The organism is Streptomyces sp. NBC_01433 (assembly GCF_026340105.1).
Lineage (GTDB): Bacteria > Actinomycetota > Actinomycetes > Streptomycetales > Streptomycetaceae > Streptomyces.
In genome coordinates this window covers 5600369-5621920 of record NZ_JAPEPM010000001.1, presented here as the reverse complement: position 1 = coordinate 5621920, position 21552 = coordinate 5600369, and the positions used below count along the sequence as shown (strand labels likewise).

Annotated in this window: 16 protein-coding genes and 1 pseudogene; 7 read left to right on the top strand and 10 right to left on the bottom strand. The window is 69.2% G+C overall.

Going from position 1 to position 21552, the window contains the following annotated elements; all coding sequences use genetic code 11:
- The first annotated feature begins 92 nt into the window (after positions 1 to 92).
- The 6 genes from OG413_RS25325 (at position 93) to OG413_RS25300 (ending at position 6047) form a co-directional block, all read left to right on the top strand.
- On the top strand, positions 93 to 998 hold the full coding sequence (locus OG413_RS25325) for a carbohydrate ABC transporter permease (RefSeq protein WP_266809006.1): 906 nt from the start codon (positions 93 to 95) through the stop codon (positions 996 to 998).
- 2 nt (positions 999 to 1000) lie between these two features.
- On the top strand, positions 1001 to 1951 hold the full coding sequence (locus tag OG413_RS25320; protein ID WP_266809005.1) for a carbohydrate ABC transporter permease: 951 nt from the start codon (positions 1001 to 1003) through the stop codon (positions 1949 to 1951).
- 6 nt (positions 1952 to 1957) lie between these two features.
- Positions 1958 to 2986: an NAD(P)-dependent oxidoreductase gene (locus tag OG413_RS25315; RefSeq protein ID WP_266809004.1), complete on the top strand. Its 1029-nt coding sequence runs from the start codon at positions 1958 to 1960 to the stop codon at positions 2984 to 2986.
- Positions 2987 to 2994: 8 nt separating this feature from the next.
- A complete protein-coding gene (locus OG413_RS25310; RefSeq protein WP_266809002.1) occupies positions 2995 to 4086 on the top strand; it encodes a dihydrodipicolinate synthase family protein in 1092 nt (363 codons plus the stop codon).
- Entirely contained in the window at positions 4070 to 5092 is a 1023-nt protein-coding gene (locus OG413_RS25305; RefSeq protein WP_266809000.1) for a hydroxyacid dehydrogenase, read from the top strand. The genes OG413_RS25310 and OG413_RS25305 overlap by 17 nt, the downstream gene beginning before the upstream one ends.
- A 106-nt stretch (positions 5093 to 5198) precedes the next feature.
- Entirely contained in the window at positions 5199 to 6047 is an 849-nt protein-coding gene (locus tag OG413_RS25300; protein WP_266808998.1) for a fumarylacetoacetate hydrolase family protein, read from the top strand.
- Between the two features lie 26 nt (positions 6048 to 6073).
- Here OG413_RS25300 and OG413_RS25295 read toward each other — a convergent pair whose 3' ends face one another.
- The 5 genes from OG413_RS25295 to OG413_RS25275 all read right to left on the bottom strand — a co-directional run bounded on the left by OG413_RS25295 (position 6074) and on the right by OG413_RS25275 (position 12627).
- A complete protein-coding gene (locus OG413_RS25295; RefSeq protein ID WP_266808996.1) occupies positions 6074 to 7765 on the bottom strand; it encodes an NAD(P)/FAD-dependent oxidoreductase in 1692 nt (563 codons plus the stop codon).
- A 44-nt stretch (positions 7766 to 7809) separates the two neighbouring features.
- A complete protein-coding gene (locus tag OG413_RS25290) occupies positions 7810 to 8607 on the bottom strand; it encodes a carbon-nitrogen hydrolase family protein (protein WP_266808994.1) in 798 nt (265 codons plus the stop codon).
- Between the two features lie 327 nt (positions 8608 to 8934).
- Positions 8935 to 9393 carry an Lrp/AsnC family transcriptional regulator gene (locus OG413_RS25285; protein WP_266808992.1) on the bottom strand — a complete coding sequence of 153 codons (459 nt, stop codon included), beginning with the start codon at positions 9391 to 9393 and terminating at the stop codon, positions 8935 to 8937.
- A gap of 111 nt (positions 9394 to 9504) precedes the next feature.
- Positions 9505 to 10962 carry an aldehyde dehydrogenase family protein gene (locus tag OG413_RS25280; RefSeq protein WP_266808990.1) on the bottom strand — a complete coding sequence of 486 codons (1458 nt, stop codon included), beginning with the start codon at positions 10960 to 10962 and terminating at the stop codon, positions 9505 to 9507.
- A gap of 198 nt (positions 10963 to 11160) precedes the next feature.
- Positions 11161 to 12627 carry a GuaB1 family IMP dehydrogenase-related protein gene (locus OG413_RS25275; protein WP_266808988.1) on the bottom strand — a complete coding sequence of 489 codons (1467 nt, stop codon included), beginning with the start codon at positions 12625 to 12627 and terminating at the stop codon, positions 11161 to 11163.
- A 298-nt stretch (positions 12628 to 12925) separates the two neighbouring features.
- On the opposite strand from OG413_RS25275, the gene OG413_RS25270 reads away from it, so the two are divergent.
- Entirely contained in the window at positions 12926 to 13987 is a 1062-nt protein-coding gene (locus tag OG413_RS25270) for a terpene cyclase (RefSeq protein WP_266808986.1), read from the top strand.
- 75 nt (positions 13988 to 14062) lie between these two features.
- Here OG413_RS25270 and OG413_RS25265 read toward each other — a convergent pair whose 3' ends face one another.
- The 5 genes and pseudogenes from OG413_RS25265 to OG413_RS25245 form a co-directional block, all read right to left on the bottom strand.
- Positions 14063 to 15052 (bottom strand): sugar-binding transcriptional regulator, encoded by a 990-nt coding sequence (locus OG413_RS25265; RefSeq protein ID WP_266810354.1) that lies wholly within the window; start codon positions 15050 to 15052, stop codon positions 14063 to 14065.
- A 139-nt stretch (positions 15053 to 15191) separates the two neighbouring features.
- Complete coding sequence (rpe, locus tag OG413_RS25260) at positions 15192 to 15875, bottom strand: ribulose-phosphate 3-epimerase (RefSeq protein ID WP_266808984.1); 684 nt, start codon at positions 15873 to 15875, stop codon at positions 15192 to 15194.
- Between the two features lie 617 nt (positions 15876 to 16492).
- Positions 16493 to 18553 (bottom strand): hypothetical protein, encoded by a 2061-nt coding sequence (locus tag OG413_RS25255; RefSeq protein WP_266808982.1) that lies wholly within the window; start codon positions 18551 to 18553, stop codon positions 16493 to 16495.
- A 610-nt stretch (positions 18554 to 19163) separates the two neighbouring features.
- Positions 19164 to 19419 (bottom strand): annotated as a pseudogene (locus OG413_RS25250) (argininosuccinate lyase); the annotation flags it as partial.
- Positions 19420 to 20033: 614 nt separating this feature from the next.
- Positions 20034 to 21440 carry a DUF4157 domain-containing protein gene (locus OG413_RS25245; RefSeq protein ID WP_266808980.1) on the bottom strand — a complete coding sequence of 469 codons (1407 nt, stop codon included), beginning with the start codon at positions 21438 to 21440 and terminating at the stop codon, positions 20034 to 20036.
- Positions 21441 to 21552: the final 112 nt, after the last annotated feature.

The window sequence follows — 21552 nt, the reverse complement described above, 5'->3', positions numbered from 1 at the left end:
CGGGGTCCGGGCCGGACCCGGACCCCGCCCCTCCCGGCATCGCGCCGGGACCGTACACCCCCGCAATTTCCCCGTACCGCAAGGAGATCCCCGTGGCAGTCGTCGCGGAACCCACCCGCCGGGGCCGTCGCAGCGGGCCGCAGGCGCGCCGCGAGGCCCGGATCGGCCTGCTCTTCGTCCTTCCGTGTTTCCTGCTCTTCCTCGCCTTCCGGTTCGGCCCCGGCGTCGCCGGTGTGCTGATGAGCTTCACGGACTACTCGCTCACCGGCGGCGGCAGCTTCATAGGGCTCGACAACTTCACCCGCCTCTGGGACGACCCGCTGTTCTGGCAGGCGCTGAAGGTCACCGTCCTCTACACCGTGCTGGCCGTGCCCGGCACACTGATCGCGTCCGTCTCGCTGGCGCTGATCACCCGCCGGGCCTTCCGGGGCGCAAAGTTCTTCCGTTCGGTGTTCTTCCTGCCGGTCGTCACCTCGCTGGTGCTGGCCGCCACCGTGTTCGTCTGGATCTTCTCGACCGGCGGCCCGTGGTCCACCCTGATGGGCTGGTTCGGGATGTCCGAGGGCTCCTGGCTCTCCGACGACGTCCTGGTGCTGCCCGCGCTCGCGATCGTCGGTGTCTGGTCCCGCTTCGGGTACGGGATGCTCATTCTGCTCGCCCGGATGCAGGACATCCCGCGTGAGCTGGAGGAGGCCGCCCTCACGGACGGCGCCGGGCCCTGGCAGCGCTTCCGCTACATCGTGCTGCCGCAGCTCAGGCCCGCCCTGTTCTTCCTCGCGGTGATCGAGACGACGGCCTCCTTCCAGGTGTTCGACGCCGTCTACACGATGACCGGCGGCGGCCCCGCCAACGCGAGTTACACGCTCGTCTTCCAGCTCTACGACGCGGGCTTCAAGTACTTCGACCTCGGTTACGCCGCCGCCATCGGCGTCGCGCTCTTCGTGCTGACCGTGGTGGTGGCCGTGATCCAGCGGCTCGTGATCGGGAAGGACCAGTGACCATGACCGCAAGCCCTGTGGACACCGAGAAGGCACCGGCCGCGCCCCTGGCGCCCGCGGGCGGCGACCGGGCCGGCCGCCGCGCCGAGCGCAAGCTGCGCAAGCAGTCCGAGCAGGACACCGTCCCGCACGGCATGCGCGCAACCCCGGCCGGACGGATCGCCCGCGGCGCGCTGCTGACCGTGGCGGCGATCGTGACGATCTTCCCGTTCTACGCGATGGTCGTGCTCTCGCTGAAGCCGTCCGCGGCGGTCGAGTTCCCCGGCAGTCTGCTGCCGTGGCCGCTGACCGGCGAGGCGTACGACACCGTCATGAACGCCCAGGCCGTGCCGCGCTGGCTGTTCAACACCCTGATCTATTCGGTCGTCTCGGTCGTGGGTGTGCTGCTGCTGGCCTCACTGGCCGGGTACGCGTTCGCCAAGAAGCGCTTCCCGGGCCGGGAGGCGATGTTCTGGTCGTTCCTGTCGATGGTGATGGTCCCGTACCACGTCACGATGATCCCGACCTTCGCGATGATCGCGAAGATGGGCGGCGTCGACACCTACTGGGGTCTGATCGTGCCGACCCTGGCCAATGCCCAGGCGGTCTTCCTGATGCGGCAGTTCATCCAGGGGCTGCCCGACGAGCTGTTCGAGGCCGCCCGGCTCGACGGGTGCAGCGAGTGGCAGATCTTCTACCGGATCGTGCTGCCGCTGCTGAAGCCGATCCTCGCCACGCTCGGTGTCTTCGTCTTCCTGTGGCACTGGAACGACTTCCTGTGGCCGCTGGTCATAGGCCAGTCCACCGATATGCGCACCCTCACCGTCGGTATCGCCTCGCTCCAGCAGCAGAACGTTCCGCTGAATGTGGTGCTCTCCGGCTCCGTCATCGCGTTCGTGCCCATCTTCGCCGCGTACCTGGTGGGCCAGCGCTACTTCACCGAGGGCGTCTCCGCGTCCGGAATCAAGGGATAGCCACGCATGTTCACCGATGAGGCCGCGCTCGAAGAGCGGCTCGCCACCCCCTCCCCCGCACTGATCGCCGACCTCGCCGGGCTGGAGGGCGACCTGCTGGTGCTCGGCGCCGGCGGCAAGATGGGGCCGAGCCTGTGCCGGCTGGCCCGCCGAGCCCTGGACGCCGCGGACCGGACGGACGTCACCGTGTACGCGGTGTCCCGCTGGTCGGACAGGGCGGCCGCCGATGAGCTGGAGGCCGCGGGCGTCTCCACCGTCGCCTTCGACCTGATGGACCCGGCCGCCGACCTCGGCGAGCTGCCCGAGGCCGGGAACATCGTCTTCATGGTCGGCGCCAAGTTCGGTTCGGCCGGGGCGCCCTCGCACGCCTGGGCCGTGAACGCCGCGATGCCGGACCGGGTGGCGCACCGCTGGCCGGGGGCCCGGATCGCCGCGTTCTCCACCGGCAATGTGTACCCCCTGGTCCCGGTCTCCTCCGGCGGCTGCACGGAGAGCGACCCGGTGGGTCCGGTGGGCGAGTACGCGATGTCCTGCCTCGGCCGGGAGCGCGTCTTCGAACACGCCGCGCTGACCCGTGGCACGAAGGTCGCCAACATCCGCCTCAACTACGCGGTCGACCTGCGCTACGGCGTGCTCGCCGACATCGCCTCACGCGTATCGGCGGGCGAGCCGGTGGATGTGACGACCGGTCACGCCAACGTGGTGTGGCAGGGTTACGCGAACGAGGTCGCCCTGCGCTCCCTGCCGCACGCCACCGCCGGTGCGGCGTTCACCCTCAACCTCACCGGCCCCGAGACCGCTTCGGTCCGTCGCCTGGCCCATTGGTTCGGCGAGGAGTTCGACCGGGAGCCGGTGTTCGCGGGCGCCGAGGCACCGACCGCGCTGCTCTCCGACGCGAGCCGCTGCCACGCGCTGTTCGGCTACCCGGACGTGACGCTGCGGACCCTCGTCGCCTGGCAGGCCGACTGGCTGCGCCGCGGGCTGCCGCTCTCCGGCAAGCCCACCAAGTTCCAGGTCCGCGACGGAAGGTTCTGATCCACCCCATGTCCACTCCTTCTCCTGTGTCCGCGTCCTCCCCCGTGTCCGCGTCCTCCGCCACCTCCACGCCCGCGCTGGACGCGCTCGCCCACGGTGCGGTGATCCCCGCCCATCCGCTCGCGCTGCACGCGGACGGTACGTTCGACGAGCGCCGCCAGCGGGCGCTGACCCGCTACTACCTCGCCTCCGGAGCGGGTGGCGTGGCCGTCGCCGTACACACCACCCAGTTCGAGATCCGGGAGCCCGGCGTCGGACTGCTGCGCCCGGTCCTCGAACTGGCCGCCGAGACCATCGACGCGGAGGCCGGCCGCCCGTTCGTCAAGGTCGCCGGAGCCTGCGGCTACACCGCGCAGGCCGTCGCCGAGGCCGAGACCGCCGCCGCCCTCGGCTACGACGCGGTGCTGCTCAGCCCCGCGGTGCCGGGCGCCGACGAGAAGGGCCTGCTGGAGCGGGCCCGTGCCGTCGGCGAGGTGCTGCCGGTCATCGGCTTCTACCTCCAGGAGGCCGTCGGCGGACGCTACTTGTCGCCGGGATTCTGGTCGGCGTTCACCGACCTGCCGTCCACCGTCGCGGTGAAGACGGCCCCGTTCGACCGCTATCGCACCGCCGATGTCGTACGGGCCGTGGCCGCCGCGGACCGTGCGGACGAGGTCGCGCTCTACACCGGCAACGACGACGACATCATCGGTGACCTCCTCACCCCGTACGAGACGGCGAACGGCACGCGGCGCTGGTTCGCGGGCGGGCTCCTGGGCCAGTGGGCCGTCTGGACGAGCTCCGCCGTGACGCTCCTGGACGACGTGCGGGCGGCCCGCGCCGGGGACCACACGGCGATGGTGCGCTGCCTGGCCCGTCGCACCGAGCTGACCGACGCCAACAGCGCGGTCTTCGATGTGCGCGGCGCGTTCCGCGGCTGCATCGCCGGAGTACATGAAGTCCTGCACCGCCAGGACCTGTTGGCGAACATCCGCTGCCTGGATCCGGCCGAGACGCTGTCGCCGGGACAGGCCGAGGAGATCACCCGGGTGGCCCAGGCATACCCTTGGCTGACCGATGACGCCTTCGTTGCGGAGCACCTCGATGCCTGGCTCTCCTGATCCTGCCGACCGCTCCCGGGTGGTCGTCTCCGTACCCCCGCACCTGCGCGCCCAGTTCTTCACCGCCGAGGTCTGGCGGGCCCTGGAGGAGGCGGCCGATCTCACCGTCCTGGACGAGCACCGGGACCGGGCCGCCCTGCTCGCGGCCATGCCCGGTGCCCGCGCGCTCGTCACGTCGTGGCGCAGCCCGCGGGCGGACCCCGAACTCCTCGATGTCGCGGACCGGTTGGAGCTGGTCGCGCACACCGGGTCGGCGGTCGCCCCGTACGTCACCGAGGAGGTGTTCCGGCGCGGCATCCGGGTCACCCAGGCCGGGGACGAGATGGGGCGGCCGGTGGCGGAGGTGGCCCTCGCCTTCACCCTCTCCCTGCTCCACCGCATCCAGCGCTTCGACCACGCCCTTCGGGGCGGCGCCGAGTGGGCGGTCGCGAGCGAGGCGCCGCCGCGTCACGAGATCCACGGCAGCGAGATCGGGGTGATCGGCGCCTCCCGCACCGGGCGGGCGTACATCGCGATGGTGCGGGCGATGGGGGCGCGGGTGAGCGTGAGCGACCCGTTCCTGTCCCCGGCGGACGCGGCGGACCTCGGTGTGGAGTCCGTGGACCTTCCCACGCTGCTGTCCCGCAGCCGGATCGTCGCGGTGCACGCCCCGGTGACGGAGGAGACGCACCGGATGATCGGCGCCGAGCAGCTGGCGCTGATGCCGGACGGCGCGGGCCTGGTGAACACCGCGAGGTCCTGGCTGGTCGACGAGGACGCGCTCCTCGCGGAGCTGGCCTCGGGCCGGCTGGACGCGGCGATCGACGTCTTCGACGCGGAGCCGCTGCCCACCGCTCATCCCTTCCGGTCCCTGCCCAATGTGCTGCTCACCCCGCACCAGGCGGCGGGCAGCGTCGAGTGCCGGCAGCGGCTGGGCGCGAGCGCCGTCGACGAGGTGCTGCGGCTGCTGGACGGCCGTCCCCCGGTGCACGCCGTCACGGCCGAAGCCCTGGTACGGCTGCGCTGAGGCTCCGGCCACGGCGGCTGTGGCCGAGGCCCGGCCACAGTGGCTGCACCGAGCTCCGGCCACGCGCCCACCCCACCCCCCCTTCACTCCCAGGAGAGTTCACCCCATGCGTCTCATGCGCGTCGGCGAGCCGGGTTCCGAACGCCCGGTGCTCGTCTGCCCCGAAGGCCGCCACTACGACCTGTCGGGCATCACCGGCGACATCGACGGCGATTTTCTCGCCGCGCTCGCCGAGAACCCCTATCTGATCCCGGACGAGCCGAAGCTGCCGGAGACCGACATCACCGGGCAGCGGATCGGGCCGCCCGTCGCGCGTCCCTCGGCCCTGCTCTGCATCGGCCAGAACTACGCGGCCCACGCGGCGGAGTCGGGTGCGCTGCCGCCCGAGCAGCCGATCCTCTTCTACAAGTCGCCGAACACGGTCGTCGGCCCGTACGACGACGTCCTGATCCCGCGCGGCTCGAAGAAGACCGACTGGGAGGTGGAGCTGGCCGTCGTCATCGGCCGCCGCGCCTCCTACCTCGGCTCCCCCGCCGATGCCGCCGCGCACATCGCGGGGTACGCCGTCAGCAACGACGTGTCCGAGCGCGCCTTCCAGCTGGAGGAGTCGGGCGGCCAGTGGTCCAAGGGCAAGAGCTGCGCGACGTTCAACCCGCTCGGCCCGGTCCTGGTGACGGCCGACGAGGTGGGTGACCCGCAGCGGCTGCGGCTGCGCAGTCACGTCAACGGGGAGCCGCGACAGGACTCCAGTACCGCCGACATGATCTTCAGCGTGGCGCATCTGGTGCACCATCTGTCGCAGTACCTGGTGCTGGAGCCCGGCGACATCATCAACACCGGTACGCCGCAGGGTGTGGCGCTGTCCGGCCGCTTCCCGTATCTGGCCGCCGGGGATGTGATGGAGGTCGAGATCTCGGGCCTCGGCCGGCAGCGCAGCGTCTGCCGGCCCGCGTAAGTGCTGTCCCGCCCCTTGAGGGGCGGTCAGTCCTCCGGAAGCTCGACCGGGGCGATGTCGTCGAAGACGTCGCCGGGGCCGGGGTTCGTCGCGTCCGTGGCACCGCCGAACTGGGTCATCACGCCCCACACGGCGTTGAGCGCGGTCTGTACGGCGCCCTCGGCCCATCCGGCCGTCCAGGAGATGTCGTCGCCCGCGAGGAACAGCCCCCGCTTGTCGGCGGGCAGCCGGTCCTGCATGAAGTGGGTGAACAGGCGCCGCTGGTAGCGGTAGTGGCCGGGCAGGTTCGCCTTGAACGCCCCCATGAAGTAGGGCTCGTTCTCCCAGGAGACCGTCACCGGGTTGCCGATGACATGGCTGCGGATGTCGACGTTCGGGTAGATCTCGCCCAGCGACTTGAGCATGACGTCCATGCGCTCGTTCGCGGAGAGCGGCAGCCACTTCAGGCTGTCGTCGCACCAGGTGTAGGACAGGCAGATCACGGCGGGCTCGTCGGGGCCGTTGTCCAGGAGGTACGTGCCCCGGGTCATCCGGTCGGTGAGCGTCATCGACATGGTGTCGCGGCCGGTGGTCTCGTCCTTGTCCAGCCAGAACGGCCGGTCGACCGGGACGAACAGCTTGGACGACTCCATGTAGTGGGTGCGCTCCATCGCCGTCCAGTGGTCGATGGGGAAGAGCGCGTCGTCGCAGTCGATCTTGGAGAGCAGCAGCCAGGACTGCCCGGTGAAGACGGCCGCGCGGAAGGTGCGGATGTCCCCGGTGGCGTCGGTGACGGTGATGCCGTTCTTGGCGGTGCGGTTGAGCCGGGTCACGGCGGGGCGGTGCTCGCCGCCGTGCAGCGAGGCCAGTGACGTACCGAGCGGCCAGTGGACGATCTTCTGCGGTTCGCGTTCCCACAGACGCAGCGGCAGCTGCTGGCTGCCGCCGGTGATCCCCCGGTGGTGGTCGTCGGCCTCCGTGTAGACGACCCGCAGGATCTCCAGGATCGAGTTGGGGAAGTCGGTGTCCCAGCCCCCGGTGCCGAACCCGACCTGACCGAAGATCTCCCGGTGCCGGAAGGACTTGAAGGCGTCGGAGTCGCAGAGGAACCCGTAGAAGGTCTGGTTGTCGAGCTTCTCGACGAGCTTCGCCCAGATCTCCCGGATGCGCGGCACATCGCGCTCGCGCATCGCCCGGTTCATGTCGGAGAAGTCGGCGCCCTCCTCCAGGCAGGAGTTCCAGGCGTTCATGACATCGCGGTAGACCTGCGGCAGATCGGCGATGGTCTCGGCGTAGTGCGACTCGCCCTTCAGGTCCACGACGGTCGACGGCGTGGCCGGGGAGAGCGGGTTGGGGAACGGCTGGGTCTCCAGTCCCACGAGGTCGATGTAGTGCTGGAGCGCCGTGGACGACGGCGGGAAGCGCATGGCGCCCATCTCGGCGGTCAGCGCGGGGTCGCAGCCGTCGAACCCCACGGTGCGCAGCCTGCCGCCGATCTCGTCGGCCTCGTACAGGACGGGCCGCAGGCCCATCTTCATCAGCTCGTACGCGGTGATGATGCCGGAGAGCCCGCCGCCGATGACGGCGACCTCGGCCCCGTGCTCGGTCGCGGGAATCTGGCCGAGGCCCGCCGGGTGGGCGAGGAAGTCGTCGTACGCGTAGGGGAAGTCCGGCCCGAACATGGTGATCGGCGGGGCCGCGTCGGTGTGCTGGACGGCGTTGGGCACCGTGGACGTCATGGGGTACGGACTCCTTGCGGGTACGGAAAGAAGAGGGGACGGGCTCAGGCGAGGGAGCCGTACAGACCGGGGCGGCGGTCGTGCAGATACGGGTTGGCGGCGCGCGAGGCGCTCAGGAACGCGGGGTCCACGTCGGAGACGATCAGTTCCTCGCCGCGTCCGGCGCGGGCCCGCACGGTGCCGTCGGGCCCGGCCAGGCAGCTCAGCCCGACGAACTCGAACGCGCCTTCCGGGCCGGTCCGGTTGACGTACGCCACATACATCTGGCTCTCGAAGGCCCGTACCGGCACGACGGATTCGGCGACGAACTGGAACGGGTGCATCTGGGCGGTGGGCACCAGCAGCAGGTCGGTTCCGGCGAGGGCGTGCGCCCGGACGTTCTCCGGGAACTCGACGTCGTAGCAGATGAGCAGGCCGATGCGGACACCGTCGAGTTCGGCCTGGACGACGGGCCGCTCGCCGGGGGTGAACCACTCCTGCTCGAAGCCGCCGAAGAGATGGGTCTTGCGGTAGTTCGCCAGCGGGGTTCCGTCGGGGCCGATGAGCTGCGCCGCGTTGAAGATCAGTTCACCGGCGCGCTCCGGGTAGCCGTACAGAACGGCGAGTCCGTGCCGCCGGGCGATGTCCGCGACGGCCTGTGCGCCGGGGCCGTCGGCGGGCTCGGCCAGCCGGGGAACGGCATCCCCGATGGCGTATCCGGTGAGGAACATCTCCGGGCCGGCCAGCAGCCGTGCCCCGGCCGCGGCGGCGCGGCCGGCGGCCTCGTCGAGCACCTTCAGGTTCTCGTCCACGGCACCGGGCCGGCCGGAGCTCTGGAGCAGGGCGGTACGCAACGGCGGCATGGCTGACCTCGGGCGGGGTGGGACGGGGTGGGGAGACATATCGAAGGTACGGGGCGGCGATCACCCCGGACAAGGCGCGACCGTTGCGCGTCCACCGTCGATTCGTTGCGCGTGACGGGCGTGGCGCGGTGATTTATTGCGCGCGGCATCGTCGCAGGTCAGAAGGGTGACGTGGGTCTCGGCACAGAGGGCACGTCCGGCGGTCCCCATCGGTCCGGCGGCTGCGGACGGAGCACCCTTGAGACGCCCCCGGAACCCGGAACCCGGACGCGCTGCGGGAGGCGGCTGGGGCAGCGGGGGGCTCAGGGCGGCCCGGCCCGAGGGGCGTCAGGCGGGCGGCGGCCCCGCCGAGTAGCGCCGCAGCAGGGGCGACAGCACCAGCACCGACTTCGTCCGCTCCACGTACGGCTCCCCGGCGATCCGCTCCAGCACCTGCTCGAAGTGGCGCATGTCCGCGGCGAAGACCTGTACGAGCGCGTCGGCGTCCCCCGTCACCGTGGAGGCGGCGGCGACCTCCGGATACCGGGCGAGTCCCTGCTTGATCGCCTCCGGCGACGTGTTGCGGCTGCAGTAGATCTCGATGAACCCCTCGGTCTCCCACCCCAGCGCCGCCGGGTCCACCCGCACGGTGAACCCGGTGATCGCTCCCTCGGCGCGCAGCCGGTCCACGCGGCGCTTCACCGCGGGGGCGGAGAGCCCGATGATCGCGCCGATGTCGGCGTAGCTGCGCCGGGCGTCTTCGGCGAGGGCGTGGACGATGCGTTCGTCGAGGTCGTTCAGGCGCACGTCGGGCGGTTCACTTCTCTGCGATGGGACTGCTGCGGGGGCGGCGGCGCCGCCCCCGCAGTAGACCATGAGGCGCCCGTTCCGGGCGCGCCCGGCGCAGCGGGTGACCGGTCAGAACGGGAACTGCGAGCGGCCGTGCTGTACCGAGATCCACTTCTGGGTGGTGAACGCCTCGATCATCGACTCGCCGTTCAGCCGTCCGAGACCGGAGCTCTTCTCGCCGCCGAACGGAACGATGGGCTCGTCGTGGACGGTGCCGTCGTTGATGTGGATCATGCCGGTGTGGATGCGCTGCCCGACCCGCACCCCGCGCTCGATGTTGCCGGTGTGGACGGCGCCGCTCAGCCCGTACGGGGTGTCGTTGGCGATCCGGACCGCCTCGTCCTCACCGTCGAAGGGCACCAGCAGGGCCACCGGCCCGAAGATCTCCTGGTGCAGGACGGGCGAGTCGGCGGCGAGGCCGGTCAGCACCGACGGGCTGACCACGTTGCCGTCGGCCCGGCCGTGCAGCAGGGCCGTCGCACCGGCCGCGACGGTCTGGTCGACGAGCTTGGAGATGGCCTCGGCCTGCGAGGCGTTGATCAGCGGGCCGATCTGCGTCGCGGGGTCGGCCGGGTCGCCGACCGTCAGGGACGCGACCTTGGCGACGAACTTCTCGGTGAACTCCCGCTCCACCGCACGGTCGACCAGGATCCGGTTGGCCGCCATGCAGACCTGTCCCTGGTGCACGTAACGGCTGAAGACCGCCGCGTCCACGGCGTAGTCCACATCGGCGTCGTCGAGCACGATCAGCGCGCTGTTGCCGCCCAGTTCGAGGACGGCCCGCTTGAGGTTGGCCGCGCACACGGTGGCCACGTGCCGTCCGACCTTGTCCGACCCGGTGAACGAGATGACCTGCGGAACGGGGTGCTCCAGGAGGGTGTCGCCGATCTCCGCGATGTCGGTGATCACGACGTTCAGGAGTCCGGCGGGCAGCCCCGCGTCCTCGAACACCTTGGCCAGCAGGGTGCCGCCGCAGACCGGGGTGTTCTGGTGCGGCTTGAGGACGACGGCGTTGCCCAGTGCCAGCGCGGGGGCGACCGACTTGAGCGAGAGCAGGAAGGGGAAGTTGAAGGGGCTGATGACACCCACGACGCCGACCGGCACCCGGTAGACGCGGTTCTCCTTGCCCTCGGTCGGCGAGGGGAGGATCTGCCCGGCGGGCCGCAGCGCGAGCTGTATGGACTCGCGCAGAAACTCCTTGGCCAGATGCAGTTCGAAGGCCGCCTTCAGCCGGGTGCCGCCGAGCTCCGCGACGATCGCCTCGCTGATCTCCGGCTCGCGCTCCTCGACGATCCGCAGGGCCTTCTCCAGCACGGCCCGCCTGGCGTACGGGTTGGTGTCCGCCCACGCCTGCTGGGCCCGCTCCGCCGCGCGGTAGGCCTGGTCCACCTCATCGGCCGTGGCGACGGCGATCGAGGCGAGCTTCTCCCCGTTGTACGGGTTGAAGTCGATGATGTCCCAGGACCCCTTCCCCGGCCTCCACTCACCGTCGATGAACTGATGGGCCAGATCGGTGAAGAAGGACATGAGATCCCTTACCACGGAGAGAAAGGCAGCTGATTGCGCTTCATATTACTTATATCTCAACGGACTTGAAGCGCGTCAAAGACTCTCCGGGCGGCAGGAAACGGACACTTTCCGGCCATCGTTCGACCACCCGTAACGCAGCTGCCCCTCCCGGTGTGAACCACCGGGAGGGGCAGGCGTGTCGCGGATCGCGCGGGATCAACTCCAGCTGGCGTGGAGCGGCTTGCCCTCGGCGTAACCGGCCGCGCTCTGCACCCCGACGACCGCCTTCTCGGCGAACTCCTCCAGGGAGGCGGCACCGGCGTACGTGCAGGAGGAGCGGACGCCCGCGATGATCGAGTCGATCAGGTCCTCGACGCCCGGACGGGTCGGGTCCAGGAACATCCGCGAGGTGGAGATGCCCTCCTCGAAGAGCGCCTTGCGGGCGCGGTCGTACGAGGACTCCTCCGACGTACGGTTCTTCACGGCGCGCGCCGAGGCCATCCCGAAGGACTCCTTGTAGTAGCGGCCGTCGGCGGACTGCTGAAGGTCGCCGGGCGACTCGTACGTACCCGCGAACCAGGAGCCGATCATCACATTGGACGCGCCGGCGGCGAGGGCCATGGCGACATCGCGGGGGTGCCGGACGCCACCGTCGGCCCAGACGTGCTTGCCGTACTTCTTCGCCTCGGCGGCGCACTCCAGGACGGCGGAGAACTGGGGGCGGCCCACGCCGGTCATCATCCGGGTGGTGCACATGGCGCCGGGGCCGACACCGACCTTGATGATGTCCGCGCCGGCCTCGACGAGGTCGCGCACACCCTCGGCGGCGACGATGTTGCCCGCGACGATCGGCACCTTCGGGTCGAGCGCCCGGACGGCCCTGACCGCGCTGATCATGGATTCCTGGTGACCGTGCGCGGTGTCCACGACGAGTGTGTCCACGCCCGCGTCCAGGAGCTGCTTGGCCTTCCCCGCGACGTCGCCGTTGATGCCGACGGCCGCGGCGATGCGCAGCTTGCCCGCGGCGTCGGTGGCCGGGGTGTAGAGGGTGGCGCGCAGTGCGGCCTTACGGGTGAGGATGCCGACGAGCCTGCCGTCCGCGTCGACCGCGGGGGCGAGCTTGCGGTTGGCTCCGTCGAGCTTGTTGAACGCCTCGCGCGGGTCGATGTCCGCGTCGAGCAGCACCAGGTCCTTGGTCATGACCTCGGACAGCTGGGTGAAACGGTCGACACCGGTCAGGTCGTGTTCGGTGACGACACCGACTGGCCGCTGCTCCGCGTCGACGACGACACCGGCGCCGTGGGCGCGCTTGGGCAGCAACGACAGGGCGTCGGCGACGGTCTGGCCGGGGGCCAGCACGATCGGCGTGTCGAGGACGAGGTGGCGCGTCTTGACCCAGGTGACGACGTCGGTGACGACCTCGATCGGGATGTCCTGGGGGATGACGACGAGACCGCCGCGACGGGCGACGGTCTCCGCCATCCGGCGGCCCGCGATCGCGGTCATGTTCGCGACGACGAGCGGGATGGTGGTGCCGGTGCCGTCGGGTGAGGCGAGGTCCACGGCCTGGCGGGATCCGACCGCCGAGCGGCCCGGGACCATGAAGACATCGTCGTACGTGAGGTCGTAAGGGACCGACGGGGACTCTGTGTAACGACCGGTGCCCGGCTCAAGAAAACGCATAACACTCATTTTTTCATACGAAACGGTGCAGGTCGTTTCCACGAAGACACAGCAAAAGACCCCCGCTTTCGTATGTTCCTCCAAAGAGGCGGTCGGGGGGGCCGGGCAAGTGGAACCTGCCTTACCCACAGACCCTACCCGAAGGGAAATCGAACCATTCGTGATCACCATCCCTGGACCCGTGACAAGGGGTCAGGTAGCTTCAAATCCGCAGGTCTCGGGTGTCACCGCAGCGTCGCGCAGGCGCTGTCGAACAACCCGACACGCCCGTTTGACCGGAGAGGATCCAGATCCGCCTGTGGACAGCGAACTGCCGGACATCTACTGCCCGTTCCCGCAGCGGACCAACCCGCATGTCGGTCACACCCGGGACCATATTGACGCCTGGACCCGCCGTACCGGACTGGTGCACCGCGAGTCGGCGAGAAACCGCTTCGAACAGGCCGATTTCGGCGCGTTCGTCGGCATGGTCTACCCGACGGCCGACAGTGAACACCTCGATCTGGTGGCCGACTGGTTCGTCTGGCTGTTTCTCGTCGACGACCAGCTCGACGACGGCCACCTCGGCCGCAGCCCCGAACGGGTGCGCGACGTGGTCGACCGGATGCGCGCCGTGGTGGACGGCTCCGCCCCCGCCGCGCTGCCCGGCGAGGAGGTCCCGGCGGCCGTGATCGCCCTGGCCGACCTCTGGGAACGTACGACTCCGAGTGCCGCTCCGCACTGGCGCACCCGCTTCGCCTGGCATCTGGTCATGTACCTCACGACGGCCACCACCTGGGAGGCCGGGAACCGGGCCGACGACGTGGTGCCGTCCGAGGAGACGTACATCGCCAACCGGCGGCACACCGGAGCCATCCAGGTCTGCATGGACCTGATAGAGATCGTGGCCGGAATCGAGGCACCGGAGTCGATCCACAACGATCCCCGGTTCATCACCGCCCTGGAAGCCTCGTGCAATGTCGTGTGCTGGGCCAATGACGTGTACTCCTTCGAGAAGGAGCAGGTCCTCGGCGAGATCCACAACCTCGTCCACCTGGTGCGCCACCACCGGGGCCTGGGGGAACAGCAGGCTCTGGACCACGTCGCGGCACGGATAGCGACGGAGACCGAGCGGTTCCTGACCGCGGAGGACGAGCTGCTGGAGCTCTATCCGGAGCTCTCCGGGATGCTCGTGCCCTACCTCGACGGCATGCGGAGCTGGATGCGCGGCAACCTGGACTGGTCCCGGCAGACCCCGCGCTACAACCCGGCCGACGTCAGCCAGTACGAGAGGCCCGAGCAGTATCTGGAGGAGACGGTGCTGGGCATCGCCGCGGAGCACGCGGCCCGGTGCGCGGCGGACGGGAACCGCACCGTCTGAGACCGGCACGACGGAGGCCGGGCGCTCGCACAGCGCCCGGCCTCCGTCATGTCCGTCCGTCGCCGAGTGACCGGGTCACTCACCGTCCGGGTCGGCCCGCTCCAGCGCCGGGCGCGATCCGGCCGCCGACTCGGTGAGCAGGTAGTCGGCCGCCGCCGTGTCCGTCACCAGGCTGGTGACCAGCCCTGAGCGCAGTACGGCACCGATCGCCGCCGCCTTGCGCTGGCCGCCCGCGATGGCCACCACCTCGGGGATCCGGCGCAGCCGGTCCGCCTCCACGGTGATGCAGCGCTCGCCCAGGTCACGGCCGACCCGGCGGCCCTCGGAGTCGAAGAGGTGCGCGGACATCTCCGCGGCGACCCCGAGCGAGGCGTAGTGGGACCGCTCCTCGTCCGAGAGCATGTCGTGGACCGTGGAGATGCCCGGCTCCCAGGAGCCGATCGAGACCGCGGCGACCGTCACCTTGTCGAAGTACTCGAAGGCGCGGGCGATACCCGTCTGATGGCGCAGCGCGGCCGCCGTCGCCGGGTCCGGCAGCAGCATCGGCGCGTAGATCGGGTGCGCCTCACCACCGGACACCTGGGCGGCCCGGCGGACCGCCTCGACAGAACCGCGTTCGGCCGTCCCCGCGTCGTAGACCCCGGTGAGCTGCACGACCGTGCACGGCGGGAGCTGGTCGAGCGCCGCCGCCATATGGATGGTGGACCGGCCCCAGGCCAGGCCCAGCACATCGCCCTCGTTCACCAGTTCACCCAGGAGATCGGCGGCGACCTCGCCCAGGTTCTCCGGGTCGGCCGCGTCCTCCTTCTCCTCCGCCGGGGACTCGACGACCACCGCGTGCCGCAGTCCGTAGCGCGCACGGAGCGCGTCCGAGCGCTCGGCGTCCAGCTCGGCCGGTACCCGGATCTCGATCCGTACGAGATCACGCTCAAGGGCCGTCTCCAGGACCCGGGCCACCTTGAAGCGGCTGACGCCGAACTCCTCGGCGATCTGGATCTTCGACTTTCCCTCAAGGTAGAACCGGCGGGCCATGGCCGCCGCCTGCACCAGCTCCGCGGGTCCCATCCGCATGGCTGACCGACCCGCCGAGATGCCAGACACCGCGATCTCCTCACTGCTGTTCACACGCCCGATACGCCGCTCATCCTGTCAGATCCGGCGATCCTTGATCGGCCCCGTCGGGCCGCGTTCATCTGCGCTTGGTTCAGTGGCCGCACGCCCAGGGCGCCGCGGCCGTGGCCGCGTCCGCCTGCGCGCGCAGCGCCGTCACCGCGGCGGCCGGGTCGGCCGCCCCGTACACCGCCGAGCCGGCGACGAAGACATCCGCACCGGCCTCGGCGCACCGCTCGATGGTGGCCGCCGACACTCCGCCGTCCACCTGGAGCCACAGTTCGAGGCCGTGCTTGGAGATCAGCTCACGGGTGCGGCGGATCTTCGGCAGCATGATGTCCAGGAACGCCTGGCCGCCGAAGCCCGGCTCGACCGTCATGATCAGCAGCATGTCGAGCTCGGGGAGCAGATCCTCGTACGGCTCGATGGGCGTCGCAGGCTTGAGCGCCATCGAGGCGCGCGCCCCCTTCGCCCGGATCTCCCGGGCCAGCCGCACCGGCGCCGCCGCCGCCTCCGCGTGGAAGGTGACGGAACCGGCGCCCGCCTCGACGTACTGCGGAGCCCAGCGATCCGCGTCCTCGATCATGAGATGGCAGTCCAGCGGCGTACCCGTGGCCTTGCTCAGCGCCTCGACGATCGGCACACCGAGCGTCAGATTGGGCACGAAGTGGTTGTCCATCACGTCGACATGGAGCCAGTCGGCGCCTTCGACGGCCTTCGCCTCCTCGGCGAGACGCGCGAAATCGGCGGACAGGATGCTGGGGTTGATCTGGGCCATGCACCCAAGCCTGCCACGTTCCCGGCCGGTTCCCCGCCTCGATGCGCCCCAAAGCCTCACGCGATCATCACAGTCCACGCAATCCAGGCATTTTGCTTGTGCTTTACGGTTCTTTTACCGCTCCGTAGCGTAGGCGCCCGTTCGGTTCAGCCCGCTCCCAGCACGTGGCCCGAGAACTTGCCGACCGTCTCATTCATGGGCCGCGTGATCCCGTCCCACCGTCCTGTCCCACCTTCGCGACCATGCGTCTGCACGATCCGGCGGGCGTCAGGCGTTCGCGGTGATCACGAACGGCGCCTCCGGGTACACCGAGAGCGCGAATGGAGAATCGCCCTCCCGCCTGCCGTCGGCCCCCACGCCGCGGACGCATCACCACCGTCAGGAACAAGACCCGTGGAGACAGCGACTCCCCAGTTCGTCATGGCGTTGCCCCTCTCCCGAAGCGCGGGCACCGTTGGCCAGCCGGCTACCGGCGGCCGGGCGCCAGGGAGTGCCGGACCGGCGATGTCATGGCGGTGCGTCCTGTGCGTGCGGTGCGCGTCTCCCCTGCCACCCGCCCGGCGGGCGCGTGCGGGGCGCGATGCCATGCACGCGCCCTAGCGGGCCAATGCCTTCGGCTACTCGATGTGCTCGATCGCGCGGAGATTCTGGAGGGTTTCCGAGCAGGTGATTTTCGAGGAGCCAAAGTACAGCAGCTGAAGAGTCACGGGAAGTGGCGTACCCGGATCAATGGTGTGACCCGATTTCGATCGGACGATGACTTCGCCGTCGCTGCCGTCCTTCACGACGATCAGCCACTCCGGGCGGTTTTCGGGATTGAGCGTGCATTGCTTGGGCAGGCCGTCGAACGACAGCTCCCACAGCGTGACCCTTTCTTTGTTCGCGCCCAGTTCGAATGAGTAGGAGCACACCCACCCCGTGTGTTCCGGCGGATAGGACTGCGGGAATCCATTCACCTTCTTGATGGTCACGAGCACCTTCGGCTCGACGACTTTGGTCGTGACCGATCCCGAGGTCTGTGTCGCGGTGTTGGTGCGGCCCGGCGTTTTGATCTCAGTGGTACACGTGATGCTGCCGGTGTAATTTTTCTTGATCGTCCCGGTGAGAAGGATGACAGCCCTGCCGCCCATCGGAAGGTTCAGCGGCTGCTTGAGGATCCCGCCGGCGGTGGAACCTGCTCCTGCCGTGGCGTGGCCGGACAACTCACCGATGGCCAGGCTCAGCTCCGACAGTTCGGCGGGAATCACACCCGCCACCTCGGCGTCGGGCGCTGGGCCCGGTCCTGAGTTCTCGACAGTGACCGTGTACGTGATCTGTGTTCCGGAGTCGGCCGACTTGGGCCCGGCCATGGTGAGCGGAATGTTGACCGGGGACTTGTGCACCGTGAAGTGGACCGTCGCGGGAGAGGACTCCTGCTTGCCTTTGCAGGCCACCGCGAGGATGGTGTGATTGCCGTCGGACCAGTTCGCTGCCGGGGTGTAGGTCCAGTCGGTGCCGGACAACCGCGCCGCGCCCAGAGGCTTCTGGGAGCCGCCGACGTCCTCAAGGAGCCGGACCGCGTCCACCCCTTCGGCCACCGTGCCCCGCACCACCTGATCGGGCAGGACCGATGCCTGGTCCTTCGGCTCCGTGATCACCGGAATGGAGACCGGGGCCTCGTGCACCGTGAAGTGGACCGTCGCGGGAAGAGAGTCCTGCTTGCCCTTGCAGGCCACCGCGAGGATGGTGTGATTGCCGTCGGACCAGTTCGCTGCCGGGGTGTAGGTCCAGTCGGTGCCGGACAACTGCGCCGCGCCCAGAGGCTTCTGGGAGCCGCCGACGTCCTCAAGGAGCCGGACCGCGTCCACCCCTTCGGCCACCGTGCCCCGCACCACCTGATCGGGCAAGACCGATGCCTGGTCCTTCGGCTCCGTGATCACCGGAGGCGGGATGACAGGGATCTTTTTGATGAGACCCGCCGCATTCAATACTTCCAGGTCACCCACCGGCAGCGGCGTATTGCCAATCCTGCGCGACAAGCCGACGGATTCTTCGGTGACCGGGTCGCTCTTGGTCGATGCCGTGAGGTCCAGAACGTTCACGTTCCCCTTGGAGTCGATGGCATAAAAATTGCCATCCTCGTCGAAGAAAACAGCGGAATACGCCTTACGGCCGCCGCTGGAGCTTTTCTCGGCAAGCGGGAACGTAGCTTTCTTCAGTGTGACTTCAGCCGGATTGCGGGAGAAATCCATGTAGAGCAAGTTGCCGTTGTCACCCTCCACGGCGTAGAGCCGGCCGTCGTTGGGGTGGTACGACCAGTCGTCCCACCGCCCCGGGCCGGCCGGGTTGAGAGCGGTCGCCACTCTGGTGGCCAGGTTGATCTCGTACGTGTGGTCCGTCGGACCGGCGCAGGCGATCAGCGTTGTTCCACCGGGCATCATGTCTCCGCAGAACCACCGCCCCGAGAGACTTAAACCCTCCACGGGCTGCGGGACGGGCGAGCCACCCTCCGGGTTGATCGTCACCAGATTGTGGTCGCTCAGCGCGTACAACATGCCGTCCTGCTCGGCCATCGCCGCGTAATACCCCTGGTACGCGGGGACCTTGTCGACCAGGGCGATGTCCCAGTCGGTCGGATCGAAACGATAGAGCCGTGTCTTGTCCATGCCCACGGCGAGATAGACGTACTTGTCAGCCATGCAGGTCCTCCTTTTTGCGAGATGACGCCCGGTACGCTGCCGAAAATTCCGCGCACCATGCACGCGGCGCCAATGGATTCATCTGATGCGAGAGCGGTGTGTGACTGTCAGGGCCCGATATGGGCATTGGATGTGGCGGTCTTCTCATCTCCTCAGTTCTGCGGGGCGTCGCAGGCGCCGCCGTTCCGACGCCTGTCGCCACGCCCTGCTCCAACGACATGCGGTAGCCAGGGACACGAGAGGCCTCGGGCGGGTTGACGGCTTCTGGCCCAGGACCACTGCTGAAGCCGGGCTCACCTTGTCGAGGTCTTGTGGTGCGGCCGGAGCCCCCTCCCGTGGATCGCGTCCGGCATGCCCGGGGCCCCGGTGGTACTGGTCCGTGACCGCGCGGCCGGGAACGGCCCCGGATCCGTGGATTTCCCGAGGCGGGCGAGCGCGGCGGGCTGTCGGCCCGACATGCGTGCGTGTACGGGGCGTGCGACTGTCCGGTACCGGATGCGCCGCAGACGTGTCCGGTGGTCGTGCGCAGTCGTTGGCGAAATCGGAACGGTTCATGCGGTGTTTCCCGTGTTCCGCGCTGCCCGACGGGGGTGTGCCCGGGCAGCAGGGCGCGTACCCGGGGCTTGTCGCGCAGCAGCCGGACAGCCTCCGGGTCGGGGCCCGGCAGTCCGAAGTCTGCGGCAAGTTCGGCGGCGGGCACGCCCCAGGCGTCGGTGGTGTTGATCAGCCCCGCCGGAGTGGGTACGGCGACGGGTCGCGTCCGGGTCGCCGGTGTCGACGTCGACGACGGTCAGCGCGTCCGGCGGCAGCGTGGCGAGTTCGTGCCGGTACACCGACCGGTCACCGGTGAGCAGGCACAGCCGGTGCCACCACCTGATACCGGCTCTTGCTACCTGTCCCCTTCTGCGACGCAGCGTCCTGACTGGCGGTAGGGCCCCCTCAGGCCCTTCCGGACCGCCTCACGCATGCTTCCGGCTACCACGCCCACACATCCCGTCCAGGGAAGCAGACGACAGCAACCCGGGCGGTAGGAGCAGGATCGTGCAAACCGCGAGCCGAGCCGCATCCCACCGGGCGGCACCGGCCGGGCTGTCTGTCGCCCCTCGGCTGCCGACCGCCACAGGCCAGAAGCCGTCTCCATCCCCGCCCGGGAACCGGCACCCCATTCCACATCACAGTTGTCGGCGCCTCCTGGGAAGCGGGAGCGAGCGGGCTTCGTCCGGTCCTCCCAAGAGCCTTGCGGGAACTCCCGGAGGCGACCTCGGACCGTACGCCGGTACCGATCAGCACGATGAAACCGCTACCCAGGCACAGGTGGCACGGATGGCGTGTCGGCTCTCTCCGCGCACTCGGACAGACACCGTGCCGGGGCAGGCAGCGCGCGTTTTCGGTGAAGTCCTGCCCGGAGCGGAGACTGACGCCGCACCGCGCACCGCCCAGGGCCGCGTGGCAGGTTTCCCCGGGACGGCCGCCGGGGGCCTCATCCGCCGGCCGAGTCCTGCCTCTGGTCCCAGATCCAGTAATTGTCGTAGTCACCTCCCTTGCATTCGAGCTTTTTGGGGGCGTCCGCGTTTTCCTTAACTTTCCCCATGCATTCTTTGCATTTTTCGCTCGTGGTGTAGAGGCGGCGGTCCGCAGCGTCCGGCACGTTTTCCGTACCAGGGATTTTCACCAGGCAGATGGTGATGGCTTCAGTACTGAACGTGTGCTGCATTTCGCGATGATCTCCCCTCGACCAGCTGTGTCTTCCGTGAAAGTCTTTCCTGGTCGGCGGGTCTTCTTCCTGGACGCTGGGCTTCCCCGGGGCGGCGGTGTAGATGTCGTATACGCCTTCCTCTCCCATCCCGGCCACGGCGTCTTCGGTGCTGGCAATGCCCTCGAGGGTGATCCGGTCTTTTCCGTCGATCGCGACAACCGCGGCAGCGTGGTAGGGAAAGCCGCTGTCGTTGTCCGGCACCTCCTCGCCTCCCTCTTTCTTGTACCGTGTCTCCACGATGCAGAAGGCTTCGCGCAAGTCCGGACAAGCCCCGCTGCCGCGATCCGCGGCGCCGTATTCTTTGGCTTTCTTGACATTGTCCTTGTCACTTACTCCAAAGAGGGCAGGTTTCGCATTTTTCGCCGTGCCCTTGACGCAGGAGTAATCCTTGCCCTGCTGGAGGGTTTTTCCGCGCGTGACTTCTTCGGCCGAGTGAAGGCAGTCCGCCAGGAAGAGCGGCTCGCCGACGTACGCCTTGTAATTCTTCCCGTTGTATTTCAGCACCGTGACCTTCCTGTCGCACTTCGAGTGCACCGGCGGCCGGGCGCCGGTTCTGCACCAGATTCTGGTGTGGTCGAGGTTGTCATCGTTCGGGTAGTCGAACTTCCCTTCCAGGATGTAATTTCCGTTCTCGGAGATCCGGACCGGGATCGTCTCTTTACCGAGTTGTACGGAGCCCTCGGTGTACCGCTGCACGATGAGAGGACCGGGCGGTGTCGGGGGTGTGGGTGCGGTGGTGTGCGGCGGTTGAGGCAGCGGGCCGCGAAGGCTGCGCCGGGCGATCGCTTCGGCTTCGTGTTCGAGGCCGTCGTGGGGGCTGCCGACAGCCAGTGTGTGATGGCGGGTCATTTGGCGGGGGGTTTTGCCGACGCGTTGCTGGATGACGTGGACGAGTTCGTGGGCCAGGAGGAGGCGGCCTGCGGGCGTGTCGGGGCGGTAGTGGCCGTGCCGGAAGACGATGTGGCTGCCGGCGGTGTAGGCGCGGGCTCCGAGCGCGGCCGCCGACAGGCTGGCGTCGGGGCCGGTGTGGATACGGACGTCGGCGAAGGGCGCCTGCAGTCGCGCTTCCATTTCTGTCCGGATGCTGTCGGGCAGAAGCTGCCCGGGGTGGGACAGGGCCTGCCGGACCAAGTGCGCCACCGTGTCGGGGTGGGGCGGATTTCCGGGTGCGGGTCGGATTCCTGCCGGGCGGTGCGGCGTCGCCCGGGGCGGACGGAGGGCGGGCGGTGTCCCCTGGCGGTTC